The following is a 24,332-nucleotide window of genomic DNA, read 5'->3' on the forward strand; positions in this document are numbered from 1 at the left end:
AAGGTACTATGAGTGAAGCCCTGAACGAACTCGCCGCCTACCTCACGGAAGTTCGCAGCGCCCTGATTTCCTCGAGCGAGATCAAGTACGGCGAGCTGAACGTGACGACGACGACCGAAAACGTTATCGCCCTGCTGACCTTTCTGCGTGACGACGCCAAGTGCGGTTTCGTCAACATGACGGATATTTGCGGCGTCGACTGGCCGCAGCGCGCTGAGCGTTTTGACGTGGTATACCATCTGCTGTCGCCCAAGAAGAACCTGCGCATTCGCGTCAAGGTTCCCGTCGGCGAAGATCAGCCCGTTCCCTCCGCTTGCGGCGTCTATCCCGGTGCCGATTGGTTCGAGCGTGAAACCTGGGACATGTACGGCGTTCTCTTCACCGGCCACCCGGATCTGCGCCGCCTGCTGACGGATTATGGTTTCGAAGGCCATCCGCTGCGCAAGGACTTCCCGACGACCGGTTTCGTCGAGGTTCGTTATGACGACGCCGCCAAGCGCGTTGTCTACGAGCCGGTAGAGCTGAAGCAGGAATTCCGTAACTTTGACTTCCTGTCGCCATGGGAAGGCACCGATTATGTGCTGCCCGGCGACGAGAAGGCGAAACAGTAAGCTGAGGCAATAGGCATTAGCCAATAGGCAATAGGAGAATGGCAAACGGCAATTAATTCCTATCAGGACCTTACAGTGTGGCAACGCGCCATGGATCTTGCGGTTGAATGTTATGCTCTTACCAAGGGGTTTCCGAAGGAAGAGATCTACGGCTTGGTTTCGCAGATAAGGCGGGCATCCGTATCGATCGCAGCAAACATAGCGGAGGGTTATGGGCGCGAAGCCACAGGGGCTTACGTCCATCATCTGAAGATCGCACAAGGTTCGCTGAAGGAGTTGGAGACGCACCTGATACTTTCGACGCGAATAGGCATCGTCAACTTTGAGCAAGTCAAACCTGCGATGTCCGTGAGCGATGAAATTGGAAAGATGCTGCGGTCTCTCACGCGCCGATTGCAAGACGGGCGACCTGGATATGAAAGCTAACGATTACACTATTGCCTATTGCCCACTGGCTAATGCCTGCAATAAGCGGAGCGCATTGCAATGACAGAACATAACGTTCGCAACTTCAACATCAATTTCGGCCCGCAGCACCCGGCTGCGCACGGCGTTTTGCGTCTTGTCCTCGAACTGGACGGCGAAATTGTGGAACGCGTCGATCCGCATATCGGCCTGCTGCATCGCGGCACTGAAAAGCTGATCGAATCGAAGACTTATCTTCAGGCTGTTCCTTATTTCGACCGCCTCGACTACGTGGCGCCGATGAACCAGGAACACGCCTATGCGCTGGCCGTCGAAAAGCTGCTCGGCATCGATATCCCGATCCGCGGTCAGCTGATCCGCGTGCTCTATTCGGAAATCGGCCGTATCTTGTCGCATCTCCTCAACGTCACGACCCAAGCAATGGACGTCGGCGCGCTGACGCCGCCGCTCTGGGGCTTCGAAGAGCGCGAAAAGCTGATGGTGTTCTATGAGCGTGCCTCCGGCTCGCGCATGCACGCAGCGTACGTCCGTCCGGGTGGCGTTCACCAGGATCTTCCCGAAAAGCTCGTGCAGGATATTGGCGACTGGTGCGATCCCTTCCTGAAGGCGCTCGACGATATCGACGATCTCCTGACCGGCAACCGCATCTTCAAGCAGCGTAACGTCGATATTGGCGTAGTCTCGCTGGAAGACTGTTGGGCCTGGGGCTTCTCCGGCGTCATGGTCCGCGGCTCGGGTGCTGCTTGGGACTTGCGCAAGGCACAGCCTTACGAATGCTACGCCGATCTCGAATTCGACATTCCGATCGGCAAGAACGGCGACTGCTACGACCGTTACCTCATCCGCATGATCGAAATGCGCGAAGCCGTCCGCATCATGAAGCAGTGTGTCAATCGCCTGCTGGGTGATGCCAAGACCGGACCGGTTTCGTCGCTCGATGGTAAGGTCGTTCCGCCGAAGCGCGGCGAGATGAAGCGCTCGATGGAAGCGCTGATCCACCACTTCAAGCTTTACACCGAAGGCTATCACGTGCCGGCCGGCGAGGTTTATGCGGCTGTCGAAGCGCCGAAGGGCGAATTCGGCGTCTACCTCGTCTCGGACGGTTCCAACAAGCCGTATCGCTGCAAGATCCGTGCGCCGGGCTATGCGCATCTGCAGGCCATGGACTTCATGTGCCGCGGCCACCAGCTCGCCGACGTCGCGGCCGTGCTCGGCTCGCTCGATATCGTATTCGGTGAGGTGGATCGTTGATGCGAGCCTGGCAGGTCCTCATTCCAGCGCTTCTCGTCGCCTGCGGTGCTTCGGCACAGCAGACCGGCAAGACGCAGGGCCTGCCGAGCATCAACCTGCAGAATTCGAATTCGATCAATTCGAATTCTGCGAAAAGTGGAAGCGAGGTTACGTCGGGCGGAGATTCGACCATGGCTGACCTCCTTTCCCGCGGTTACGAGATCAAGGCCGCTGTGCCGAATGGCGGCAAGTTTGTTGTGTTTATGCAGAAAGACCAGTCGGCCTATGCCTGCGAATTCTCGTCTCTGACGAATACGCGGTGTGGGTCCTTAAACTGAGATAAGGCGTGAAAGATGTCCGTTCGTCGACTAGCCGAAGATCAATTCCAGCCTGCCGCCTTCGCTTTCAATGCGGAGAATGCGGTCTGGGCTGAAAAGACGATTCAGAAATATCCTGATGGTCGTCAGCAATCCGCGATCATCCCGCTGATGATGCGTGCGCAGGAGCAGGAAGGCTGGGTCACCAAGGCGGCTATCGAAACGATCGCCGACATGCTCGACATGGCCTATATCCGCGCGCTCGAAGTCGCGACTTTCTATACACAGTTCCAGCTGCACCCGGTCGGTACGCGCGCCCACGTTCAAGTCTGTGGCACGACGCCCTGCATGCTGCGCGGCGCTGAGGGGCTGATCAAGGTCTGCAAGAGCCGGATCAACGATCACGCTTTCGAGCGCAATGCCGACGGTACGCTCTCCTGGGAAGAAGTCGAATGTCAGGGCGCCTGCGTCAACGCACCGATGGTGGTGATCGGCAAGGATACCTATGAGGATCTGACGCCGGCACGTCTCGAAGAAATCATCGATGCATTCGCCGCAGGCAAGGGCCATGAGATTCAGACCGGCCCGCAGATCGATCGCGTTTTCTCCGCTCCGGAAGGCGGCTTGACGTCGCTGCTTTCGGATGAGGCGAAGGCAAAGAGTGTCGCAAGCAAGACGGCCAAGGCCACTGCTGACGCCGTATCGATCCCGCCGTCGGAAGCCGGCCGTGCAAAAAGCACGGATGCCGAAACCAATCCCAGCCTGAAGACGCCGGCGACGGCGCCGAAGGAAGCAGCCAAGAATGCCAAAGCGGCCGAAACGCAGCCGCTTTCGGGCACTGCAGCCGCGGAACCCGCTGCCGGAAAGCCGTCGCTCGACGACAAAAATCGTCCCGCCGGTGTCGAAAGACCCGCGCAGCCGGACAATCTGCAGCTCATTTCAGGCGTTGGCCCGAAGATCGAAGGGACCTTGCATGAGCTCGGTATCTTCACCTTCACGCAGATTGCCAGCTGGAATGAGGCCGAGCGTCATTGGGTCGACGGCTATCTGAATTTCAAGGGCCGGATCGAGCGCGACGACTGGGTCAGGCAGGCTGAGGCACTCGCTAAGGGTGGCGAAGCGGAATATATCAAGGTCTTCGGCAAGAAGCCGCGGTAAGAGGTGAAGCATGTTACAGGATCAGGATCGCATCTTTACCAATATCTACGGCCTTAAGGACAAATCCCTAAAGGGCGCGATGTCGCGCGGCCATTGGGACGGCACGAAGCAAATCCTCGAAAAAGGCCGTGACTGGATCATCAACGAGATGAAGGCTTCCGGCCTTCGCGGCCGCGGGGGTGCAGGCTTCCCGACCGGTCTCAAGTGGTCCTTCATGCCGAAGGAAAGCGACGGGCGCCCGCATTATCTCGTCGTTAACGCCGACGAGTCCGAACCTGGCACCTGCAAGGACCGCGACATCATGCGTCACGATCCGCATACGCTGATCGAAGGCTGCGTCATCGCCGGCTTCGCTATGGGCGCGAATACTGCCTATATCTATGTGCGCGGCGAATACATGCGCGAGCGCGAAGCTCTGCAGGCTGCCATCGACGAGTGCTACGATGCCGGATTGCTGGGCAAAAACAACAAGCTCGGCTGGGATTTTGATGTTTTCGTTCATCACGGCGCCGGCGCTTACATCTGTGGCGAGGAAACCGCGCTGCTGGAAAGCCTGGAAGGCAAGAAGGGCCAACCGCGCCTGAAGCCGCCATTCCCGGCCAATATGGGTCTCTACGGTTGCCCCACGACGGTCAACAATGTCGAGTCGATCGCCGTAGCACCGACAATCCTGCGCCGCGGCGCCGGCTGGTTCTCCTCCTTCGGCCGCCCCAACAATGTCGGCACGAAGCTTTTCATGATCTCGGGCCACGTCAACCGTCCCTGCACGGTCGAAGAAACCATGGGCATCACCTTCCGCGAGCTGGTAGACAAGCATGCAGGCGGCGTCCGCGGCGGCTGGGACAACCTGCTTGCCGTCATCCCCGGCGGCGCATCGTGCCCGGTCGTTCCGGCTGCCGATATCATCGACTGCCCGATGGATTTCGACGGCCTGCGCGAAGTCAAGTCTTCCTTTGGCACGGCCGCGGCGATCGTCATGGACAAGTCGACCGACATCATCAAGGCGATTGCCCGCATCTCGGCCTTCTTCAAGCACGAAAGCTGCGGCCAGTGCACGCCGTGCCGCGAAGGTACGGGCTGGATGTGGCGCGTTCTTGAGCGTATGGCTCGCGGCAACGCCCAGAAGCGCGAGATCGACATGCTGTTCCAGGTGACGAAGCAGATCGAAGGTCATACCATCTGTGCGCTCGGTGACGCAGCCGCATGGCCGGTTCAGGGCCTGATCCGCAATTTCCGTCCCGAGATCGAAAAGCGCATCGACCAGTACACCGCCAACGCGACGAGCCACGGCACGGTTCTGGAAGCAGCCGAATAAGGATCGAAGATGGCGAAGACCAACGATATCAGGCAGGGCAGCGGAGCGACCGATCGTGCATCGGCCGATCTCGGCCGCGCCACTGCCGATATATTTGGGAATGCGCCGATCATGCCGATCCATCCGCTGATGGCCCATCCGGCCGCGGCCATTGCCGCTGCGACCGCAATCGGTTTCGGCTTTACCTCGCAACTGGCCGGCGCATTTCTTGGCGCTTTCCAGGGTGCCGTTGAAGCGACCACCAAATTGGCCGAAGCCCTGGAAGACGAAAAGCATCAGGCTGAAGCCGCTGCGAAGCCGACTGCTGCGAATGGCGGGGCAGGGGACGCAAAGCCTGTAAAGGCAGCGCCCGTTGTCAAGACGGCTGCGCCGAAGCCAGTCGCACCGAAGCCGGCTGCTGCCAAGCAGAAGGCGGTTGGCTTAAAGAAGGCTGAGCCGAAGCCCGTAGTTGCCGCGCCCAAGGCCGCGACGACAACTGCAAAGAAGACGGCGAAGGCTGAAGCCGCTTCACCGGTTGCCGCAAAGGCGGCTCCTGCGCGCGGCCGCAAGGCGGCTGAGAAGGCTGACGACCTGAAGCGGATTTCCGGCATAGGTCCGAAGCTGGAGCAGGTGCTGAACGGACGTGGCATCAAGCGATTTGCCGATATTGCCGCCTGGAGCGATGCAGATATCGAGCGGATCGACACAGAGCTTGGCTTCGACGGCCGCATCCGGCGCGACGACTGGGTTGGCCAGGCGAAGGCGCTGCTGCCGAAGGGCCGGAGCTGAGATTTTTCCTCGGCTGGATCGCCGCCGGGGAGGGTGAATGAACGCGGGTGAGATCATTGCGGAGATGTCTGCAATGTTTCGGTCGCAAAGCTGGTCTTGCGGGGACAAGATTCAGCAAAGCTTATTGTGAGCAAGCCGGTGCTATCAGGCGTTTCAGCCGCCCCGATGGCAACCCGGTTTGCGATCATGAAATTGTCTGCGGCCAGGTTGGGCTGGAGACGTGACATAGGACTGAGTGGACGATGGCTAAACTGAAGATTGACGGTAAAGAGATCGAAGTTCCGGATCACTACACGCTTATCCAGGCGTGCGAGGAAGCCGGCGCCGAAGTCCCGCGCTTCTGCTTCCATGAACGACTGTCGGTGGCCGGCAATTGCCGCATGTGCCTCGTCGAGGTGAAGGGTGGCCCGCCGAAGCCGCAGGCATCCTGCGCCATGGGCGTTCGTGATATTCGCGGTGGCCCGAACGGCGAGCTTCCGGAAGTCTTCACCAACACGCCGATGGTCAAGAAGGCCCGCGAAGGCGTGATGGAATTCCTGCTGATCAACCACCCGCTGGATTGCCCGATCTGCGACCAGGGCGGCGAATGCGACCTGCAGGACCAGGCCATGGCCTTCGGTATCGACTCCTCGCGCTATCAGGAAGACAAGCGCGCGGTCGAAGACAAGTATATCGGCCCGCTCGTCAAGACCGTGATGAACCGCTGCATTCACTGCACGCGTTGCGTCCGCTTCACGACGGAAGTTGCCGGCATCTCCGAACTCGGCCTCATCGGCCGCGGCGAGGATGCTGAAATCACCACCTATCTCGAGCAGGCGATGACCTCCGAGCTGCAGGGCAACGTCGTTGACCTTTGCCCGGTCGGCGCTCTGACCTCCAAGCCTTTCGCATTCACGGCTCGTCCGTGGGAACTGAACAAGACCGAATCGATCGACGTCATGGACGCTCTCGGCTCGGCGATCCGCGTCGATACCCGCGGCCGTGAAGTCATGCGCGTTCTGCCGAGGGTCAACGAGCAGATCAACGAAGAGTGGATCTCCGACAAGACCCGCTTCATCTGGGACGGCCTGAAGACGCAGCGCCTCGACAAGCCCTATGTCCGCAAGGACGGCCGCCTGCAGCCGGCGACCTGGAGCGACGCTTTCGCCGCCATCAAGTCGGCGGTTTCCGCTACCAGCGGCGACAAGATCGGTGCAATCGCCGGCGATCTCGCTTCGGTCGAGGAAATGTACGCTCTCGGCGAGCTGCTGAAGTCGCTGGGATCGGAAAATCTCGACTGTCGCCAGGACGGGACGGCGCTAGATCCGTCGCTTGGCCGTGCAAGCTACATCTTCAACCCGAGCATCCAGGGTATCGAAGCCGCTGACGCGCTGCTGATCGTGGGCGCCAATCCGCGCTTCGAAGCGGCCGTCATGAATTCGCGCATCCGCAAGCGCTGGCGCCGCGGCAAGTTCCCGATCGGCGTGATCGGTGAAGCTGCAGATCTTCGCTACTCCTATGATTATCTCGGCGCAGGCCCGGACACGCTGGCCGATCTCGTCAGTGGCTCGCACAGCTTCGCCGACGTCCTGAAGAACGCTCAGAAGCCGATGATCATCATCGGCCAGGGCGCTCTCACCCGTGAAGATGGTGCCGAGGTTCTGGCAAATGCCGCCAAACTCGCTGCCGCCGTTGGCGTCGTCAAGGAAGACTGGAACGGTTTTGCCGTGCTGCACACGGCAGCTGCGCGCGTCGGCGGCCTTGATCTCGGCTTCGTGCCGGGCGCAAAGGGCGTCAATGCCGCCACCATGCTGTCGTCGATGGACGTCCTCTTCCTGCTGAGCGCCGATGAACTCGACTTCAGCCGCAAGGGCGCGAAGTTCACGGTCTATATCGGCTCGCATGGTGATAACGGCGCTCAGAACGCCGATGTCATCCTTCCGGCGGCCGCCTATACCGAAAAGTCGGGTACCTGGGTCAATACCGAAGGCCGCGTCCAGATGGGCAACCGTGCCGGTTTCGCACCGGGCGACGCCCGCGAAGACTGGGCGATCATCCGTGCTCTTTCCGACGTGCTCGGCAAGAAGCTTCCCTTTGATTCGCTGAGAGAATTGCGGGCCAAGCTCTATGCAGCCTTCCCGCATTTCGCCGGGATCGACGAGATTGCGGAAGGCGATAGCGCCCAAATTGCCGCACTTGCGAAAAAAGCCGGCACGATGGGCAAATCGGCATTTGCTTCGCCGATCAAAGACTTCTATTTGACGAACCCGATAACGCGCGCGTCGGCTGTCATGGCCGAATGCTCGGCATTGGCCCGCAACAATTTCCGCGTTGCGGCAGAGTAAGGGCAGAGGACTATGGATTCATTCGTTTCGACCTATCTCTGGCCGGCGCTGATCATGATCGGCCAGTCTCTGCTGCTCCTGGTCTGCCTGCTGATCTTCATCGCCTACATTCTGCTTGCCGACCGCAAGATCTGGGCAGCCGTCCAGCTGCGCCGCGGCCCGAACGTCGTCGGCCCCTTCGGCCTGTTCCAGTCCTTCGCCGACTTGCTGAAGTTCATGTTCAAGGAGCCGATCATCCCGGCCGGCGCCAACAAGACCGTATTCCTGCTGGCCCCGCTGGTTTCCGTGGTGCTGGCGCTGTCGACCTGGGCCGTTGTGCCGGTCGCGCAGAACTGGGTCGTCGCCGATATCAACGTCGGCATCCTCTACATTCTGGCGATCTCGTCGCTTGAAGTTTACGGCATCATCATGGGCGGCTGGGCTTCGAACTCGAAGTATCCGTTCCTCGGCGCGCTCCGTTCGGCGGCGCAGATGGTGTCCTATGAAGTCTCGATCGGTCTCGTCATCGTCACCGTTCTGCTCTGCGTCGGTTCGCTGAACCTGACGGATATCGTGCTGTCGCAGCAGACCGGCCTCGGCACCAAGCTCGGCCTGCCGGCCTCGTTCCTCGACTGGCACTGGCTGTCGCTCTTCCCGATGTTCATCGTGTTCTTCATTTCGGCGCTCGCTGAAACGAACCGTCCGCCTTTCGACCTTCCGGAAGCGGAATCGGAGCTGGTTGCCGGCTTCATGGTCGAATACGGCTCTTCGCCTTACATGATGTTCATGCTCGGCGAATATGCCGCCGTCGTCCTGATGTGCTCGCTGACGACGATCCTATTCCTCGGCGGTTGGCTGCCCCCGGTCGATATCTGGATCCTGAACTGGGTTCCGGGCATCATCTGGTTCCTGCTGAAGTCGTGCTTTGTGTTCTTCATGTTCGCGATGGTGAAGGCCTTCGTGCCGCGCTACCGCTATGACCAGCTCATGCGCCTTGGCTGGAAGGTTTTCCTGCCGCTGTCGCTCGCCATGGTCGTTATCGTTGCATTCGTGCTGAAGCTGACGGGATGGGCATGATGATGTCGATCCTCGCTTCAAGCAGATTTGGAGGTTGAAGATGGCCGGAATTTCCAACGCCGTCAGCTCGCTGTTCCTCAAGGAATTTGTCGGCGCATTCTTTTTGTCGATGCGTTACTTCTTCAAGCAGAAGGCAACGATCAACTACCCCTTCGAAAAGGGGCCGGTCAGCCCGCGCTTCCGCGGCGAACATGCGCTGCGCCGCTATCCCAACGGCGAAGAGCGCTGCATCGCCTGCAAGCTCTGCGAAGCCATCTGTCCTGCCCAGGCCATCACCATCGAGGCCGGGCCGCGCCGCAACGACGGCACCCGCCGCACGGTGCGTTACGACATCGACATGGTGAAGTGCATCTATTGCGGCTTCTGCCAAGAGGCATGCCCGGTCGACGCCATCGTCGAAGGGCCGAACTTCGAATTCGCCACCGAGACCCGCGAAGAGCTCTATTTCGACAAGGCGCGGCTTTTGGACAATGGCGACCGCTGGGAACGCGAAATCGCGCGCAACATCGCGATGGATTCGCCATACCGCTGAGCGGAATTCTGAATATGTCGCGACGGGCGGCCGATTGTCGCCGTCGCGGTTGAATCTAGACCGGAGTTTTGTCGGACCTGTCGTCCGGCCGAGCTCCATCGGGCAGGGAAACTCCCGGCTGCCCGGGGGAAGACGAAAAAGGCACCAACATGGGTCTGCAGGCTCTTTTTTTCTATATCTTCGCCTTTGTCGCTGTGGCGTCGGCGTTCATGGTCATCTCGGCGCGGAATCCGGTCCATTCGGTCCTGTTCCTCATCCTGGTTTTCTTCAACGCGGCCGGCCTCTTCCTCTTGATGGGGGCTGAGTTCCTGGCGATGATCCTGCTGGTCGTTTATGTCGGCGCCGTGGCGGTTCTCTTCCTCTTCGTCGTCATGATGCTCGATATCGACTTCTCCGAGCTCAGGGCCGGCATTCTGGAATACGCACCGATCGGCGCGCTGATCGGCGTTATCCTGGCGGCCGAACTGATCGTCGTCATCGGCGGCAGCGTCATCTCGCCGACCGTTGCCAAGACCGTCGCCATGCCGATCCCGGCTCTGACGCAGCGGACGAACACCGCCGCCCTCGGCGACGTGCTCTATACCAATTACGTTTATTTCTTCGAGATCGCTGGCCTCGTTCTGCTGGTCGCGATGATCGGCGCAATCGTGCTGACGCTGAAGCATCGCACGCACATCAAGCGCCAGAACATTTCCCAACAGGTCGCCCGCACGCCCGCGACCGCCGTCGAGGTGGTCAAGGTCAAGCCGGGGCAGGGCGTCTGAGGCGAGGCACGAGGATCAAAGGAACAAGAACATGGTCATCGGACTTTCCCATTACCTCACGGTCAGCGCCATCCTCTTCGTGCTCGGCGTCTTCGGTATCTTTCTGAACCGCAAGAATGTCATCATCATCCTGATGTCGGTCGAACTCATATTGCTCGCCGTCAACATCAACATGGTCGCCTTCTCGTCGTTCCTCAACGACATCGTCGGCCAGGTTTTCGCTCTATTCATTTTGACCGTCGCTGCGGCTGAAGCTGCAATCGGTCTTGCAATTCTCGTCGTCTTCTACCGTAACCGCGGCTCGATCGCGGTCGAAGACGTCAACGTGATGAAGGGCTGATAAAGCTATGTTCTTATATAAGGCTATCGTCTATCTTCCCCTGATTGGCGCTGTTATCGCCGGCCTTTTCGGCCGCGCGATCGGCGCCAAGGCTTCGGAATATGTTACCACCGGGCTGATGATCATCGCGGCCGTCCTTTCATGGATCGTCTTCTTCACGGTGGCGCTCGGCCATACGGATGGCCCGATCAAGGTTGAAGTCCTGCGCTGGATCCAGTCCGGCGGCATCGACGTTTCCTGGGCGCTGCGCGTCGACACATTGACCTCGGTGATGCTGATCGTCGTGAACTCGGTTTCGACCCTGGTTCACGTCTATTCGATCGGATATATGCATCACGATCCGCATCGTCCGCGCTTCTTCGCCTACCTCTCGCTCTTCACCTTCGCCATGCTGATGCTGGTGACATCCGACAACCTCGCCCAGATGTTCTTCGGCTGGGAAGGCGTCGGTCTCGCCTCCTATCTGCTGATCGGATTCTGGTTCAAGAAGCCGTCCGCTTCGGCCGCTGCGATGAAGGCCTTCATCGTCAACCGCGTTGGCGACTTCGGCTTCGTTCTCGGCATCGCAGGCGTCTTCGTCCTCTTCGGCTCGATCAATTTCGATGTGATCTTCGGCAATGCCCAGAGCTTCGCTTCCGGGCAGGGCGGCCAGCCGACCGATATCGTGCTCAATTTCCTCGGTATGCATCTCGATCGCGGCCACGCGCTGACGGCCGTCTGCCTGCTGCTCTTCATGGGCGCGATGGGTAAATCGGCGCAGTTCCTGCTGCACACCTGGCTGCCGGACGCCATGGAAGGCCCGACGCCGGTTTCGGCGCTCATCCATGCTGCAACCATGGTCACCGCAGGCGTCTTCCTCGTCGCCCGCATGTCGCCGATCTTCGAACTGTCGCCGGATGCGCTGACCTTCGTCACCATCATCGGCGCGATCACGGCCTTCTTCGCCGCGACCGTCGGCCTCGTGCAGAACGACATCAAGCGCGTCATCGCGTACTCAACCTGTTCGCAGCTCGGCTACATGTTCGTCGCCCTCGGCGTCGGCGCTTACGGCGCAGCCATCTTCCATCTCTTTACGCACGCCTTCTTCAAGGCTCTGCTCTTCCTCTGCGCCGGCTCGGTCATCCACGCCGTCGACGGCGAGCAGGACATGCGCCATATGGGTGGCCTGCGCCCGCATATCCAGAAGACCTTCTGGATGATGATCATCGGCACGCTGGCGATCACCGGCGTCGGCATTCCGCTGACCCATATCGGCTTTGCCGGCTTCCTGTCGAAGGATGCGATCATCCTGGCGGCCTTCGCCTCGCACAACGCAGCCGCCGGCTTCGCCTTCACGCTGCTGGTCATCGCCGCGATGTTTACCAGCTTCTATTCCTGGCGCCTGATCTTTATGACCTTCTTCGGCAAGCCGCGCGCTTCGCACGAGGTCATGCACCACGTGCATGAATCGCCGAATGTCATGCTGATCCCGCTTTACCTGCTGGCGATCGGCGCCGTTGCTGCGGGCATGTATTTCAACGCCGATTTCGTCGGCCACGCCTACGAGGAATTCTGGAAGCATGCGCTGTTCACGCTCCCGGACAACAAGATCCTCGAGGAAATGGAACATGCGCCGGTCTGGGTTGAACTCAGCCCCTTCATCGCCATGCTCCTCGGTCTCGTCACCGCCTGGTACTTCTATATCAAGTCGCCGGAAACACCGCGTCGCCTCGCCGAAAAGCAGCAGGTGCTCTACCAGTTCCTGCTGAACAAGTGGTACTTCGACGAACTCTATGACTTCCTCTTCGTCCGCTCCGCCAAGGCGCTTGGCCGCTTCCTCTGGAAGAAGGGCGACATCGGGGTCATCGACACCATCGGCCCGAACGGCATCGCCGCCCGCGTCGTCGATGTCACCAACCGCGTCGTGCGCTTGCAGACCGGCTACCTTTATCACTATGCCTTCGCGATGCTCCTCGGTATCGCAGCCCTCGTTACCTGGATGATGCTCGGGAGTTCCCTCTGATGACCGATTGGCCCATTCTTTCAACGGTCACCTTCCTGCCGCTGGTCGGTGTTCTCCTTCTGCTGTTCACGCAGGAGAACGGCGCCAACGGCCGCCGGAATGTCCTGAACATTTCGCTGGCGACGACTATCGTCACTTTCATCGTGTCGCTCTTCGTCTGGATTTGGTTCGACAACGCCAATCCTGGCTTCCAGCTCGTCGAAAAGCATGAATGGCTGACGAGTGGCATCAGCTATCACATGGGCGTTGACGGCATTTCCATGCTGTTCGTCATCCTGTCGACCTTCCTGATGCCCTTCTGCGTGCTGGCGAGCTGGCTCTCGGTCGAAAAGCGCCTCAAGGACTACATGATCGCCTTCCTCGTCCTCGAGACGATGATGATCGGCGTGTTCATGTCGCTTGACATCGTGCTGTTCTACGTCTTCTTCGAAGCCGGCCTCATCCCGATGTTCCTGATCATCGGCGTCTGGGGCGGCAAGGATCGCGTCTACGCCAGCTACAAGTTCTTCCTCTACACACTGCTCGGCTCCGTGCTGATGCTGCTCGCCATCATGGCAATGTACTGGCAGGCTGGTACGACCGACATCCCGACGCTGCTCGCTTACAAGTTCCCGCCGCAGCTGCAGACCTGGCTATGGCTCGCCTTCTTCGCCTCCTTCGCCGTGAAGATGCCGATGTGGCCGGTTCACACCTGGCTTCCGGATGCACACGTTCAGGCGCCGACGGCAGGCTCGGTCATCCTGGCAGGCGTTCTCCTGAAGCTCGGCGGCTACGGCCTCATCCGCTTCTCGCTCGGCATGTTCCCGAACGCCTCGGAATATTTCGCTCCGCTCGTCTTCGCACTCTCGGTCATCGCCATCATCTACACCTCGCTCGTGGCGATGATGCAGGACGACATCAAGAAACTGATCGCCTATTCGTCGGTCGCCCACATGGGCTACGTGACGATGGGTATCTTCGCGGCCAACCAGCAGGGCGTCCAGGGTGCGATCTTCCAGATGCTGTCGCACGGCATCGTCTCGGGGGCGCTCTTCCTCTGCGTCGGCGTGATCTATGACCGCACCCACACCCGCGAGATCGCGGCTTACGGCGGCTTGGTCAACAACATGCCGAAATATGCCGTCGCCATGATGGTCTTCACCATGGCCAATGTCGGTCTGCCCGGCACCTCCGGCTTCATCGGCGAATTCCTGACCCTGATCGGCGTCTTCCGCGCCAATACGTGGGTTGCGCTCTTTGCCGCGACCGGTGTGATCCTGTCGGCGGCTTACGCGCTCTGGCTATACCGCCGCGTCATATTCGGCGCGCTAGAGAAGGAAAACCTGAAAAAGCTGCTGGATCTGTCGCCGCGTGAACAGCTGATCCTCTATCCGCTGATCGCTTTGACGATCCTCTTTGGCGTCTATCCGGCTCCGATCTTCGATGCCACGGCGGCATCGGTGGATCTGCTGGTGAACAATTATACCGCTGCCCTGCACGCTGCGCAGAATGTTGCGCTGTCGATGAATTGATGACGGGACCTATTCGACATGACTGCTGACACAATTCTTGCAAGCCTGCATCTTTCCATTCCGGAGCTCATCCTCGCGGTCGGTGCACTTGCGTTGCTCATGATTGGCGTCTTCTCGGGCGAGCGGTCTGGCCCCACGGTCACCGGTCTTGCCATCGCGGTCCTCGCGGTGGCAGGTCTCTGGATCATCTTCGTGCCGGGTGAGGGGCTTGCCTATGGCGGTGCCTATCTCGCCGATGGCTTCTCCCGCTTCATGAAGATCGTCGCGCTGGTCGGCTCGATCGTCGCCATGTTCCTCAGCATGGGCCAGGCGCGCGAGCAGCAGCTCGATCGCTTCGAGTTCCCGGTCCTGCTCGTGCTCGCGACCCTCGGCATTCTGCTGATGATCTCCGCACACGATCTGATCTCGCTCTACCTGTCGCTGGAACTGCAGTCGCTGGCCCTTTACGTCGTGGCCGCTATCAACCGCGACAGCATCAAGTCGACCGAAGCCGGCCTGAAATACTTCGTGCTCGGTGCGCTATCCTCCGGTATGCTGCTCTATGGCATGTCGCTGGTTTACGGCTTCACCGGCCATACGACCTTCGATGCGATCGCGACAGCACTCAGCGCCGAGACCCGTTCGCTGGGCCTCGTCTTCGGTCTGGTCTTCGTGCTTGCGGGCCTCGCCTTCAAGATCTCCGCCGTGCCGTTCCACATGTGGACGCCGGACGTTTATGAAGGTGCGCCGACGCCGGTTACCGCTTTCTTTGCGGCTGCCCCGAAGGTTGCCGCCATGGCGATCCTGACCCGCATCGTCGTCACCGCCTTCCATCCGGTGCTCGCCGACTGGCAGCAGATTATCGTGTTCATCTCGATCGCCTCGATGCTGCTCGGCTCCTTCGCTGCGATCGGTCAGCGCAATTTCAAGCGACTGATGGCCTATTCGTCGATCGGTCACATGGGCTATGCACTCGTCGGCCTCGCCGCCGGCACCAAGACCGGCGTATCCGGCGTCATGCTCTATATGGTCATCTATATGGTCATGACGCTCGGCTCCTTCGCCATCATCATGGCGATGCGTCGCAAGGATGGCCGTCAGGTCGAAAGCATCGACGATCTCGCCGGCCTCTCCACGACGAATCCGTTCATGGCGGTCGTTCTGACGGCGCTGATGTTCTCGCTGGCTGGTATTCCGCCGCTCGCAGGCTTTTTCGGAAAGTATTTCGTCTTCGTCGCCGCCATCCAGGCGCATCTCTATGCGCTCGCCATCATCGGCGTTCTGGCCTCGGTCGTCGGCGCTTACTACTATCTGCGCGTCATCAAGGTAATGTGGTTCGATGAAGCCAAGGACGAATTCACGCGCACGGCCGGTTCGCTGCGCCTCGTCTTCGGTCTCTCCGGCCTGTTCGTCATCACCTATGTCTTCTTCGGCGGTGCAATCGGCGGAGCGGCCGATCTCGCTGCTGCGACACTGTTTTGATGGCGTCTGACATGAACAGCCGGAAGTCGCTCGCCGACTTCCGGCACGATGCCCTTCAAGAGACGTCCTCTACGAATAGCGTGTGCCTCGAGCGTGCACGTGCCGGCGATCCCGGGAACCTTTGGGTGACCGCCGAGCGTCAGACGGGTGGACGCGGCCGCCGCGGTCGCCCTTGGGTTTCGGAAGCCGGCAATCTCTATGCATCTCTCCTTTTGATCGATCCCGCTCCGATGGACCGCCTCGGCTCGCTGCCGCTCGCGGTCGCGGTCGCGGTGCATCAGGCGGTGCGCGGCGTGCTCCCGCTGGCAGCAGAACCTGCAGAGATCAAATGGCCGAACGATATCCTGATCGGCCGCAAGAAGACCTGCGGTGTTTTGATCGAAGGCGAGGCTTTGCCGGATGGGCGTTATGCGCTGGTCATCGGCATCGGCATCAACATTGCCGTCATGCCTGACAATCCGATGTATCCAGTCACCTGCCTCAGGCAGCAGGGCTCGATGGTGTCGCCGGACGAGCTGTTTGCCCATCTTTACGCCGATATGGCCGAGGCGCTCGGTGTCTGGAACCGCGGCAAGGGTGTTCGCGAGATCACCGCGCGCTGGCGCGAATTTGCATGCGGCATCGGGGAAAAGATCACCGTAAATTTGCCGGATCGCTCGATTTCGGGCCATTTCTCGGGAATCGATGATAATGGCTTGTTGATGCTCGAAACCGAGGACGGCAGGATCATGCCGATCGCGGCGGGCGACGTTTTCTTTAGATAATGGTTGGGGATCACATGGCGAAGCAAGACGAACTGGTGTTTCTGCCTCTCGGCGGCGTCGGCGAAATCGGCATGAATCTCGCGCTCTACGGCTACGGCCCGGCGGAACAGCGCCAATGGATCATGGTCGATTGCGGCGTCACCTTCCCGGGGCCGGATCTGCCTGGCGTCGATCTCGTCTTGCCGGATATCCGTTTCCTCGCCAAGGAGCGCAAGAACCTCAAGGGTATCATCATCACCCATGCCCATGAGGATCACTATGGCGCAGTGAACGATCTTTGGCCGGGCCTGAATGTTCCGATCTATGCCTCTGCCTTCACCGCTGGCCTTCTTGAAGCAAAGCGCGATTACGAGAAGTCGATGGGCGAAATCCCGGTGACGCTTTTCAAGGCTGGTGATCGCATCCATGTCGGCCCTTTCGAGATCGAGGGCGTGGCCGTCAATCACTCGATCCCCGAGCCGATGTCGCTGATGATCCGCACGCCGCTCGGCAATGTCGTCCATACGGGCGACTGGAAGATCGATCACGAACCCTCGCTTGGGCCGCTGACCGATGAGACCCGCTTCCGGCAGCTCGGGGACGAAGGCGTGCTGGCATTGATGTGCGATTCCACCAACGCCTTGCGCGATGGCGTTTCGCCTTCGGAAAAGGACGTTTCGGAAAGCCTGCGCAAGATTATCGAGGATGCCGAGGGTAGGGTAGCGATCACCACTTTCTCCTCGAATGTCGGCCGCATCCGTACCATTGCCGAGGCGGCCGAAGCCGCCGGCCGCGAAGTGCTGCTGCTCGGCAGCTCGCTGAAGCGCGTCGTCGATGTTGCCCGCGATATCGGCCTCATGGAAGGTATCAAGCCCTTCATCGCTGAAGACGAATATGGCTATATCCCGCGCGACAAGGTTGTGGTCATCCTGACCGGCAGCCAGGGCGAGCCGCGCGCAGCCCTTGCCAAGCTCTCCCGGGACGAGATGCGCAATGTCGCACTGGCCGCTGGCGATATCGTCGTCTTTTCTTCGCGCGCCATTCCGGGCAATGAAAAGGCGATTCAGGACATCAAGAACGGCCTGATCGAGCAGGGGGTGCATGTGGTGACGGATGCCGAAGCGCTCGTGCACGTCTCCGGCCATCCCCGGCGCAACGAACTGCAGAAGATGTACGAGTGGACGCGCCCGAAGGTTGTTATCCCCGTACATGGCGAGGCGACGCATCTAACCGCCCATAAGGAACTGGCCGAACAGAGCGGCATTGCCACCGTGCCGCGGGTACGCAACGGCGATGTCGTGCGCCTTGCGCCCGGTCCCGTCGAGGTCATCGGCGAGGCGCCGCATGGGCGCATCTTCAAGGATGGTATTCTGATCGGCGATTTTGACGAGATGGGCATCGGCGAGCGCAAGAAGCTCTCCTATGTCGGCCACGTCGCCGTCAATGTCGTGCTCGATGCTCGTTATGACATCGTCGGTGATCCCGACCTCGTACCGATCGGCCTGCCGGCCTATGACGACGAGGGCGAGGAGATGGAGGATACGCTCTTCGACGCCATTGTCAGTGCCATCGAGAGCATTCCGCGCGCGCGCCGCAAGGATCTGGACATGCTGCAGGAGGCTGTACGCCGCGCGGTGCGTGCCGCCGCCAACCAGGGCTGGGGCAAGAAGCCGGTCGTGACCGTATTCGTCACGCGCACTGGCGGCTGAGGTCTGAGCGGGGAGGAGAGGGTCATGTTGGGACGCATCAATCACATTGCGATCGCCGTTCCCGATATCGCCATGGCTTCCCGAGCCTATCGCGAGACGCTCGGCGCCACTGTATCCGCGCCACAATCCTTGCCGGAGCATGGCGTAACCGTCGTTTTCGTCGAGCTGCCGAACAGCAAGGTGGAGCTGCTCGAGCCCCTGGGCGAGGCTTCGCCCATCGCCTCCTTCCTCGCCAAGAACCCGGATGGCGGCATGCACCATATCTGTTACGAAGTTGCGGATATCCTGGCGGCACGCGATCAGCTGGTTTCCAGCGGTGCACGCGTGCTTGGTAATGGCGAGCCGAAGATCGGTGCGCATGGCAAGCCTGTACTCTTCCTGCATCCGAAGGATTTCTTCGGCACGCTCATCGAGCTTGAGCAGGTGTGACATTAGAGCCGGATGATTTTTGGCGGAACTGGCGTAAAATCTGAATCTGCTTTAAGTGCGCTGATCGGCGCTTTGAAAGACAACTGCTTTGCCCCTATAAGCAGTTTGGAAGAGGAGGAGGCGAGCAGGCTCGTCTCGAAGGGAGCACAATGGCACAGCAGATTGCCGCCGGTTTCGCCGTCTATTTCGTCATCTGGTGGATTACGCTTTTCGCCGTCCTGCCCTTTGGCTTGCGTACTCAGGCCGAGGATGAGCATGTCATTCTGGGTACGGTCGAAAGTGCGCCGACGAAATTTCGTGCTTGGCGGGTCGTGCTTGCTACAACGCTGGTATCGGCCCTTATTTATGGCGCGTGGTATATCGCCTCGCGTTATTTTGGGCTGAGTATAGATTCCATTCCACAGATCGTTCCAAGCTACAAGTGATCTGTGGCAGCTGTAGATTAAAGGTGCCCGGAGTGCGGGTGCCTTGCGATCGCCATCAATTCGTCACACGCTTGTCATGAGCGTGGAGCAAAGAATTTACAGTCTGTGTATATTATTTCAGCAGAAGCACGAGCCGAGTGTTTCGGGCAAATCCGTGGACCGTCGAGGCTGAGCTGAGAAAGCAAAAAAAAACAAGGCTAAAAGCCTTGTTTTAAAGTATCGCGTGATCCTTATCCGTTACCGGGGCAGCGAACGAGCGCGCCTAAGATCTGATCCTCCCAAGACTTGACCGCGAAACGGCAAGAATTTAGCCTTCCTGCCTCTTTTGTGAGCTAAAATTAGCTCAAACATTGAGCTTTGTCATCCTTTTTTTTGCTTTTTTGCTACAGCCGCGCAGAATTTTTCTGTTGACGAATTTCCGTCGTAAATCCTTATAAATGTGCGCTTTTTCGAAACATCGAAAATGGGCTCTATCCCCTGTATTCTCAGGCTTTTGTCAAATTCTTCTATTGAAGAATGCGGGTTTCCTTCCTGCGCCGAAGCAGTTATGAACTGCCTCCAGTACATAATTTGCTAACGATTCCGCCGCCAGCGGAACGTCAAACCATCTGGAACAAGCGTCATGCGTCTGTCTCGTTACTTCATGCCCATCCTGAAGGAAAACCCCAAGGAGGCTGAAATCGTTTCCCATCGGCTCATGCTGCGCACCGGCATGATCCGGCAGCAGTCGCAGGGTATCTATTCGTGGCTGCCATTGGGCAAACGCGTGCTGGACAAGGTCAACAAGATCATCCGCGAGGAACAGAACCGCTCCGGCGCCATCGAGCTGTCGATGCCGACGCTGCAGTCGGCTGAGCTCTGGCAGGAAAGCGGCCGTTATGACGCCTACGGCAAGGAGATGCTGCGCATCAAGGACCGGCAGGATCGGCCTATGCTCTATGGCCCGACCAATGAGGAAATGGTCACCGATATCTTCCGGTCCTACATCAAGTCTTACAAGGACTTGCCGCTGAACCTCTATCATATCCAGCTGAAATTCCGTGACGAAATCCGTCCGCGTTTCGGCACGATGCGCTCGCGCGAATTCATGATGAAGGATGCCTATTCCTTTGATCTGACGCAGGAAGGAGCAGTGCATTCTTATAACAAGATGTTCGCCGCCTATCTGCGCACCTTCAATCGTCTCGGCCTGAGAGCCATCCCGATGCGGGCAGATACCGGCCCGATCGGCGGCAATCTCAGCCACGAATTCATCATTCTCGCCGACACCGGCGAGTCGGAAGTTTTCTGCCACAAGGATTTCGTCAATTTCGACATTCCCGGCGAAGACACCAATTTTGATGATGTTGCTGGCCTGAAGGGGATTTTCGACAAGTGGACTTCGGTCTATGCCGCCACCTCGGAAATGCATGACGAAGCCGCCTTCAATGCTATTCCCGAAGGCGATCGCCTGTCGGCGCGCGGCATCGAGGTCGGCCACATCTTCTATTTCGGCACGAAATATTCCGAGCCGATGGGCGCGAAGGTGCAGGGTCCTGACGGCAAGGAACATGCTGTCCACATGGGATCTTACGGTATCGGCCCGACACGCCTTGTTCCCGCCATCATCGAAGCATCGCATGACGAGAACGGAATCATCTGGCCGGCTTCGGTCGCGCCTTTTGACGTCGTAGTGATCAACATGAAGGCTGGCGACCAGGCCTGCGACGAAGCTTGCGAAACTGTCTATGCCGCGCTGTCGAAGGCCGGCAAGGATGTGTTGTACGACGATCGCGACGATCGCGCCGGAACGAAGTTCGCGACCGCCGATCTGATCGGCGTACCCGTGCAGATCATCGTCGGACCGCGTTCGATCGCGAACGGCGAAGTGGAAGTGAAGGACCGCAAGACCGGCGCTCGCGAAACGATGACGGTTGAGGCAGCGATCAATCGGCTGGCAGGCTGATTGACGATACAAAGGATGAAAGGCGAATGGCGGTGAGCGCGGCAGTGGAACAGCAGGAAAATTCGTTCAAGGCCGGCCCATCGTCTCGCCCGTTTTCCGGTTTCGAACGGCTTGTGGCTTGGCGCTATCTGCGCTCCCGGCGCAAGGAAGCCTCGATTTCGGTCATCGCCGGCTTCTCTCTGGTCGGCATCATGCTCGGCGTCGCGGCGCTGATCATCGTCATGGCCGTAATGAACGGTTTCCGTGCCGAGTTATTCAAACAGATTCTTGGCTTCAACGGTCATGTCGTCGTTCAGCCGATTGATTCGCCGCTAAATGACTATGCCGATCTGGCCAAGAAGTTTTCTGCCGTTCCGGGCGTCACCATGGCCCTGCCGCTCGTCGAGGGCGAAACGCTCGCCTCCGGCCGCGGCGGCTCCGGCACCGGCGCGCTGGTGCGCGGCATCCGCCCGGAAGATCTGACCAAGCTCAAATCAGTCTCCGATCACATCGTGTCCGGCGACATGGTTGGTTTCGCCTCCGGACAGGGCGTTCTGGTCGGCAGCCGATTGGTCCGGCAATTGGGCCTGACGGTCGGCGATCAGATCACCCTTACGGCACCGGATGGCGATGTGACACCTTTTGGTGTTAACCCGCGCGTCAAAGCCTATACGATCTCCGGCATCTTCGAGGTCGGCATGTCGGAGTATGACTCCTCCGTCGTCTTCATGCCGCTCGAAGAAGCGCAGGTCTTCTTCAATGCCGAGGGCATTGTCGAGAAGATAGAGCTCTTCATCACCAATCCCGATGACGTCGATCAGCTGCGGCCGAAAATCGAAGAGGCGGCCGGGCGGCAGATCTTCCTGACGGACTGGCGGCAGGTCAACGCTACCTTCTTCTCGGCCCTGCAGGTCGAGCGCAACACGATGTTCATGATCCTGACGCTGATCGTTCTGGTCGCCGCGCTGAATATCATCTCCGGCTTGATCATGCTGGTGAAGGACAAGGGCAGCGACATCGCCATCCTGCGCACCATGGGGGCGACATCGGGCGCGATCATGCGCATCTTCTTCATGACGGGTGCGGCGATCGGCGTCGTCGGAACGTTCGCCGGCGTCATACTCGGTGTTCTGGTTTGCCTCAACATCGAATCCATCCGCCAGTTCTTCTCCTGGATTTCAGGCACGGTGATCTTCAATCCGGAGGTCTATTTCCTCAGCAAATTGCCGGCCGAGATGAACCTCGGCGAGACCATCTCTGTCATTGTGATGGCGCTCACTCTATCCTTCCTTGCCACCATCTTTCCGGCTTGGCGCGCATCGCGGCTCGATCCGGTGCAAGCGCTGCGCTACGAATAAGGATATTCCATTTGATGAAACGCAACGTCGTTCTCCAGCTCTCTGGCGTGGAGCGTCACTACGGGCAGGGCGAGACGCGGCTGTCGATCCTGAAAGGCGCCGATTTCACTTTGCGCAGCGGCGAGATCGTCGCGCTTGTTGCGCCGTCAGGCACGGGTAAATCGACGCTTCTGCATGTGGCCGGGCTGCTTGAGCATCCGGATGGCGGCGAGGTGCTCGTCAACGGTCAGGCCTGCGAAGGCTTGTCCGACGATAGGCGTACAGCCGTGCGTCGCAGCGAAATCGGCTTCGTCTATCAGTTCCATCACCTGCTGCCTGAGTTCTCGGCTCTCGAGAATATCATGATGCCGCAGCTTATTTCCGGGCTTTCGCGTAAAGATGCGAGCGAGCGCGCTTCTCAGCTTCTCGATTACATGCGCATTGGCCATCGTGGCGATCACCGCCCCGCCGAGCTCTCCGGCGGCGAGCAGCAGCGCGTCGCGATCGCCCGTGCTGTCGCCAATGCGCCGCTGGTGCTGCTGGCGGATGAGCCCACCGGCAACCTCGACCCGGCAACGGCGCATTACGTTTTCGATGCACTTGAGGCTCTGGTACGCCAGTCAGGCCTCGCTGCTCTGATCGCCACCCACAATCACGAGCTTGCGGCCCGGATGGATCGCCGTGTCACGCTGAGTGAAGGCAAGGTGGTCGAAGTCTGATTGGCCGTTACGGGACGATCAGGCCACCGCGATAATCCAGCTCATAGGCCTTGCGCTCTTTCACCATGATGGCTTCGTGCCCGATAAAGTGGTCGCACGATCCGGTGCTGCGGTCGATATAGCGGCCATAGACATGTTCGAATTCGAAGCCGCCTAGAAAACGTTTTTCATCCTGATAGAGGCGCAGGAGTGCCGCCTTGATAACCATGCCGGCTCGCGTTCCGTCGATCAGATCGGGCTCGACGATATGGCCGAAATAGTTCATGGCCCACACCGGCTCGTCGTCGTGCCAGACGAGTTCCTGTCCCGCGAAATCCGTGCCGCCGAAATAGCTGTCGAGATAGCGCCAGCGGCCGCTCGCATAACCGATGTCATGCGAGCCGCTTCGGCAGGACGGCAGCCGCTCGCCGTCACCAACATAGGTCTCGGCTTTGGCGGCGACAATAAAATCGTTCAGCTCGGCAAGATCCGGCATGACCCTCTCCAATTTTGGTGAGCGGCCAAGATGCCATGGATCCGAAGAGGTGTAAAGAACAAAAAGTGAACATGCGTTGTTAATGGCCGAGCCCGCAGGCCTTCTCCCCGATCTCATCCTGCCAATCCTGAATGTTGATGGTCTTGGCGTCGGTCTTCAGCGTCTTGCTGTCTTTCGTCACCTTACCGGTCAATACATTGTAGTCGCAGGTCTGGCTATTATCCGGTTCGAGCGTATCGCGGGCATCGTAAGTGTAGCCGGCCACCACGAAACCGTTGTTGCGATAGGCAAGTGTTAGCGTTTGATGCCAACGATCGCGGCCGATTGCATCGTTCTGCGAGGTGATTGCGATCGAACCGTTCGGCAGCGCGGCGATCGAAGGTTCCTGGCCGTACACACCGCTGGCTCTACCCCAGATCTTGTCAGGAGCGCTTGCTGCCAATTGCAATAGGGAATGCTCGTTGTCACGCAGATAGATGTAGATGCCGATGGAGGTTTCGGCCTGCTTGTCCGCCGGGGGAGCTACCAGAATGGCAAGGTCCGGTTTCCCGTCCTTGTTCCAGTCGCCGATCGCGGCGTCGACGATGCGCTCGGGTGCAGATGTATTTTCTGCTTGAGCCGCAGTTGCGGTCAAAAGAATGGCGAGAGCGCAGGCAAGCGATTTCATCGTGATCTCCCTGTTTGCCCTTGCATAACGCTCGGTTGTGCCGGCGTCCATCTGAGGGCAGAAAACCGTCCAATGAAATTTCCTGATGC

24 protein-coding genes are annotated in these 24,332 nt (G+C 59.4%); 22 read left to right on the forward strand and 2 right to left on the reverse strand.

Features of this window, described 5'->3' with window-relative positions; genetic code table 11:
* The first annotated feature begins 8 nt into the window (after positions 1-8).
* From AC13RC_RS04225 to AC13RC_RS04330, 22 genes are all read left to right on the forward strand, one after another.
* Complete coding sequence (locus AC13RC_RS04225; protein WP_152094305.1) at positions 9-611, forward strand: NADH-quinone oxidoreductase subunit C; 603 nt, start codon at positions 9-11, stop codon at positions 609-611.
* A 30-nt stretch (positions 612-641) separates the two neighbouring features.
* Positions 642-1,037 (forward strand): four helix bundle protein, encoded by a 396-nt coding sequence (locus AC13RC_RS04230; protein WP_488556750.1) that lies wholly within the window; start codon positions 642-644, stop codon positions 1,035-1,037.
* 60 nt (positions 1,038-1,097) lie between these two features.
* The gene (locus AC13RC_RS04235) at positions 1,098-2,288 is read left to right on the forward strand and encodes an NADH-quinone oxidoreductase subunit D (protein WP_113328981.1); all 1,191 of its coding nucleotides are present in this window, start codon (positions 1,098-1,100) and stop codon (positions 2,286-2,288) included.
* The gene (locus AC13RC_RS04240; protein WP_145320400.1) at positions 2,288-2,605 is read left to right on the forward strand and encodes a hypothetical protein; all 318 of its coding nucleotides are present in this window, start codon (positions 2,288-2,290) and stop codon (positions 2,603-2,605) included. The genes AC13RC_RS04235 and AC13RC_RS04240 overlap by 1 nt, the downstream gene beginning before the upstream one ends.
* Positions 2,606-2,620: 15 nt before the next feature.
* On the forward strand, positions 2,621-3,742 hold the full coding sequence (locus tag AC13RC_RS04245; RefSeq protein WP_113328979.1) for an NADH-quinone oxidoreductase subunit E: 1,122 nt from the start codon (positions 2,621-2,623) through the stop codon (positions 3,740-3,742).
* Between the two features lie 10 nt (positions 3,743-3,752).
* Positions 3,753-5,057, forward strand: a complete 1,305-nt coding sequence (nuoF, locus tag AC13RC_RS04250) for an NADH-quinone oxidoreductase subunit NuoF (protein WP_488556570.1) — start codon at positions 3,753-3,755, stop codon at positions 5,055-5,057.
* A gap of 9 nt (positions 5,058-5,066) precedes the next feature.
* A complete protein-coding gene (locus AC13RC_RS04255) occupies positions 5,067-5,825 on the forward strand; it encodes an NADH-quinone oxidoreductase subunit E (protein WP_488556571.1) in 759 nt (252 codons plus the stop codon).
* 242 nt (positions 5,826-6,067) lie between these two features.
* Positions 6,068-8,149, forward strand: coding sequence for an NADH-quinone oxidoreductase subunit NuoG (gene nuoG / locus AC13RC_RS04260; RefSeq protein WP_488556572.1), 2,082 nt, complete (start codon positions 6,068-6,070; stop codon positions 8,147-8,149).
* A 12-nt stretch (positions 8,150-8,161) separates the two neighbouring features.
* Positions 8,162-9,205, forward strand: coding sequence for an NADH-quinone oxidoreductase subunit NuoH (gene nuoH / locus AC13RC_RS04265; protein WP_047627053.1), 1,044 nt, complete (start codon positions 8,162-8,164; stop codon positions 9,203-9,205).
* Between the two features lie 40 nt (positions 9,206-9,245).
* Entirely contained in the window at positions 9,246-9,737 is a 492-nt protein-coding gene (gene nuoI, locus AC13RC_RS04270; RefSeq protein ID WP_112511122.1) for an NADH-quinone oxidoreductase subunit NuoI, read from the forward strand.
* 149 nt (positions 9,738-9,886) lie between these two features.
* The gene (locus AC13RC_RS04275) at positions 9,887-10,501 is read left to right on the forward strand and encodes an NADH-quinone oxidoreductase subunit J (RefSeq protein WP_069614970.1); all 615 of its coding nucleotides are present in this window, start codon (positions 9,887-9,889) and stop codon (positions 10,499-10,501) included.
* Positions 10,502-10,532: 31 nt separating this feature from the next.
* Entirely contained in the window at positions 10,533-10,841 is a 309-nt protein-coding gene (gene nuoK / locus AC13RC_RS04280) for an NADH-quinone oxidoreductase subunit NuoK (RefSeq protein WP_007689961.1), read from the forward strand.
* 7 nt (positions 10,842-10,848) lie between these two features.
* Positions 10,849-12,843, forward strand: a complete 1,995-nt coding sequence (gene nuoL / locus AC13RC_RS04285; protein WP_488556573.1) for an NADH-quinone oxidoreductase subunit L — start codon at positions 10,849-10,851, stop codon at positions 12,841-12,843.
* Complete coding sequence (locus tag AC13RC_RS04290; protein ID WP_488556574.1) at positions 12,843-14,354, forward strand: NADH-quinone oxidoreductase subunit M; 1,512 nt, start codon at positions 12,843-12,845, stop codon at positions 14,352-14,354. Before nuoL ends, AC13RC_RS04290 begins: the two co-directional genes overlap by 1 nt.
* 18 nt (positions 14,355-14,372) lie before the next feature.
* Positions 14,373-15,815, forward strand: coding sequence for an NADH-quinone oxidoreductase subunit NuoN (nuoN, locus tag AC13RC_RS04295; RefSeq protein ID WP_113328973.1), 1,443 nt, complete (start codon positions 14,373-14,375; stop codon positions 15,813-15,815).
* Positions 15,815-16,579, forward strand: coding sequence for a biotin--[acetyl-CoA-carboxylase] ligase (locus tag AC13RC_RS04300; RefSeq protein ID WP_488556575.1), 765 nt, complete (start codon positions 15,815-15,817; stop codon positions 16,577-16,579). The genes nuoN and AC13RC_RS04300 overlap by 1 nt, the downstream gene beginning before the upstream one ends.
* Positions 16,580-16,593: 14 nt before the next feature.
* Positions 16,594-18,267, forward strand: a complete 1,674-nt coding sequence (locus AC13RC_RS04305; RefSeq protein ID WP_488556576.1) for a ribonuclease J — start codon at positions 16,594-16,596, stop codon at positions 18,265-18,267.
* Between the two features lie 24 nt (positions 18,268-18,291).
* Positions 18,292-18,696: a methylmalonyl-CoA epimerase gene (gene mce, locus AC13RC_RS04310; protein ID WP_069614964.1), complete on the forward strand. Its 405-nt coding sequence runs from the start codon at positions 18,292-18,294 to the stop codon at positions 18,694-18,696.
* Positions 18,697-18,845: 149 nt separating this feature from the next.
* Positions 18,846-19,121 carry a DUF1467 family protein gene (locus tag AC13RC_RS04315; RefSeq protein ID WP_069614963.1) on the forward strand — a complete coding sequence of 92 codons (276 nt, stop codon included), beginning with the start codon at positions 18,846-18,848 and terminating at the stop codon, positions 19,119-19,121.
* A 622-nt stretch (positions 19,122-19,743) separates the two neighbouring features.
* Positions 19,744-21,066, forward strand: a complete 1,323-nt coding sequence (gene proS, locus AC13RC_RS04320; RefSeq protein ID WP_113328969.1) for a proline--tRNA ligase — start codon at positions 19,744-19,746, stop codon at positions 21,064-21,066.
* 26 nt (positions 21,067-21,092) lie between these two features.
* Positions 21,093-22,403 (forward strand): lipoprotein-releasing ABC transporter permease subunit, encoded by a 1,311-nt coding sequence (locus AC13RC_RS04325; protein WP_488556577.1) that lies wholly within the window; start codon positions 21,093-21,095, stop codon positions 22,401-22,403.
* Positions 22,404-22,417: 14 nt separating this feature from the next.
* A complete protein-coding gene (locus AC13RC_RS04330; protein WP_113328967.1) occupies positions 22,418-23,101 on the forward strand; it encodes an ABC transporter ATP-binding protein in 684 nt (227 codons plus the stop codon).
* A gap of 7 nt (positions 23,102-23,108) precedes the next feature.
* Here the strand turns inward: AC13RC_RS04330 and AC13RC_RS04335 are convergent, their stop codons facing one another.
* Positions 23,109-23,576, reverse strand: coding sequence for a DUF5680 domain-containing protein (locus AC13RC_RS04335; RefSeq protein WP_095434526.1), 468 nt, complete (start codon positions 23,574-23,576; stop codon positions 23,109-23,111).
* A gap of 79 nt (positions 23,577-23,655) precedes the next feature.
* Positions 23,656-24,243, reverse strand: a complete 588-nt coding sequence (locus AC13RC_RS04340) for a hypothetical protein (protein ID WP_145320380.1) — start codon at positions 24,241-24,243, stop codon at positions 23,656-23,658.
* Positions 24,244-24,332: the final 89 nt, after the last annotated feature.

The sequence above is a fragment of the Martinezella sp. CNPSo 3890 genome, from assembly GCF_057784455.1.

Coding starts and splice junctions, on each gene's coding strand:
- AC13RC_RS04225 (WP_152094305.1), top strand. CDS start 9: ATGAGTGAAGCCCTGAACGAACTCGCCGCCTACCTCACGGAAGTTCGC.
- AC13RC_RS04235 (WP_113328981.1), top strand. CDS start 1,098: ATGACAGAACATAACGTTCGCAACTTCAACATCAATTTCGGCCCGCAG.
- AC13RC_RS04240 (WP_145320400.1), top strand. CDS start 2,288: ATGCGAGCCTGGCAGGTCCTCATTCCAGCGCTTCTCGTCGCCTGCGGT.
- AC13RC_RS04245 (WP_113328979.1), top strand. CDS start 2,621: ATGTCCGTTCGTCGACTAGCCGAAGATCAATTCCAGCCTGCCGCCTTC.
- nuoF (WP_488556570.1), top strand. CDS start 3,753: ATGTTACAGGATCAGGATCGCATCTTTACCAATATCTACGGCCTTAAG.
- AC13RC_RS04255 (WP_488556571.1), top strand. CDS start 5,067: ATGGCGAAGACCAACGATATCAGGCAGGGCAGCGGAGCGACCGATCGT.
- nuoG (WP_488556572.1), top strand. CDS start 6,068: ATGGCTAAACTGAAGATTGACGGTAAAGAGATCGAAGTTCCGGATCAC.
- nuoH (WP_047627053.1), top strand. CDS start 8,162: ATGGATTCATTCGTTTCGACCTATCTCTGGCCGGCGCTGATCATGATC.
- nuoI (WP_112511122.1), top strand. CDS start 9,246: ATGGCCGGAATTTCCAACGCCGTCAGCTCGCTGTTCCTCAAGGAATTT.
- AC13RC_RS04275 (WP_069614970.1), top strand. CDS start 9,887: ATGGGTCTGCAGGCTCTTTTTTTCTATATCTTCGCCTTTGTCGCTGTG.
- nuoK (WP_007689961.1), top strand. CDS start 10,533: ATGGTCATCGGACTTTCCCATTACCTCACGGTCAGCGCCATCCTCTTC.
- nuoL (WP_488556573.1), top strand. CDS start 10,849: ATGTTCTTATATAAGGCTATCGTCTATCTTCCCCTGATTGGCGCTGTT.
- AC13RC_RS04290 (WP_488556574.1), top strand. CDS start 12,843: ATGACCGATTGGCCCATTCTTTCAACGGTCACCTTCCTGCCGCTGGTC.
- nuoN (WP_113328973.1), top strand. CDS start 14,373: ATGACTGCTGACACAATTCTTGCAAGCCTGCATCTTTCCATTCCGGAG.
- AC13RC_RS04300 (WP_488556575.1), top strand. CDS start 15,815: ATGGCGTCTGACATGAACAGCCGGAAGTCGCTCGCCGACTTCCGGCAC.
- AC13RC_RS04305 (WP_488556576.1), top strand. CDS start 16,594: ATGGCGAAGCAAGACGAACTGGTGTTTCTGCCTCTCGGCGGCGTCGGC.
- mce (WP_069614964.1), top strand. CDS start 18,292: ATGTTGGGACGCATCAATCACATTGCGATCGCCGTTCCCGATATCGCC.
- AC13RC_RS04315 (WP_069614963.1), top strand. CDS start 18,846: ATGGCACAGCAGATTGCCGCCGGTTTCGCCGTCTATTTCGTCATCTGG.
- proS (WP_113328969.1), top strand. CDS start 19,744: ATGCGTCTGTCTCGTTACTTCATGCCCATCCTGAAGGAAAACCCCAAG.
- AC13RC_RS04325 (WP_488556577.1), top strand. CDS start 21,093: ATGGCGGTGAGCGCGGCAGTGGAACAGCAGGAAAATTCGTTCAAGGCC.
- AC13RC_RS04330 (WP_113328967.1), top strand. CDS start 22,418: ATGAAACGCAACGTCGTTCTCCAGCTCTCTGGCGTGGAGCGTCACTAC.
- AC13RC_RS04335 (WP_095434526.1), bottom strand. CDS start 23,576: ATGCCGGATCTTGCCGAGCTGAACGATTTTATTGTCGCCGCCAAAGCC.
- AC13RC_RS04340 (WP_145320380.1), bottom strand. CDS start 24,243: ATGAAATCGCTTGCCTGCGCTCTCGCCATTCTTTTGACCGCAACTGCG.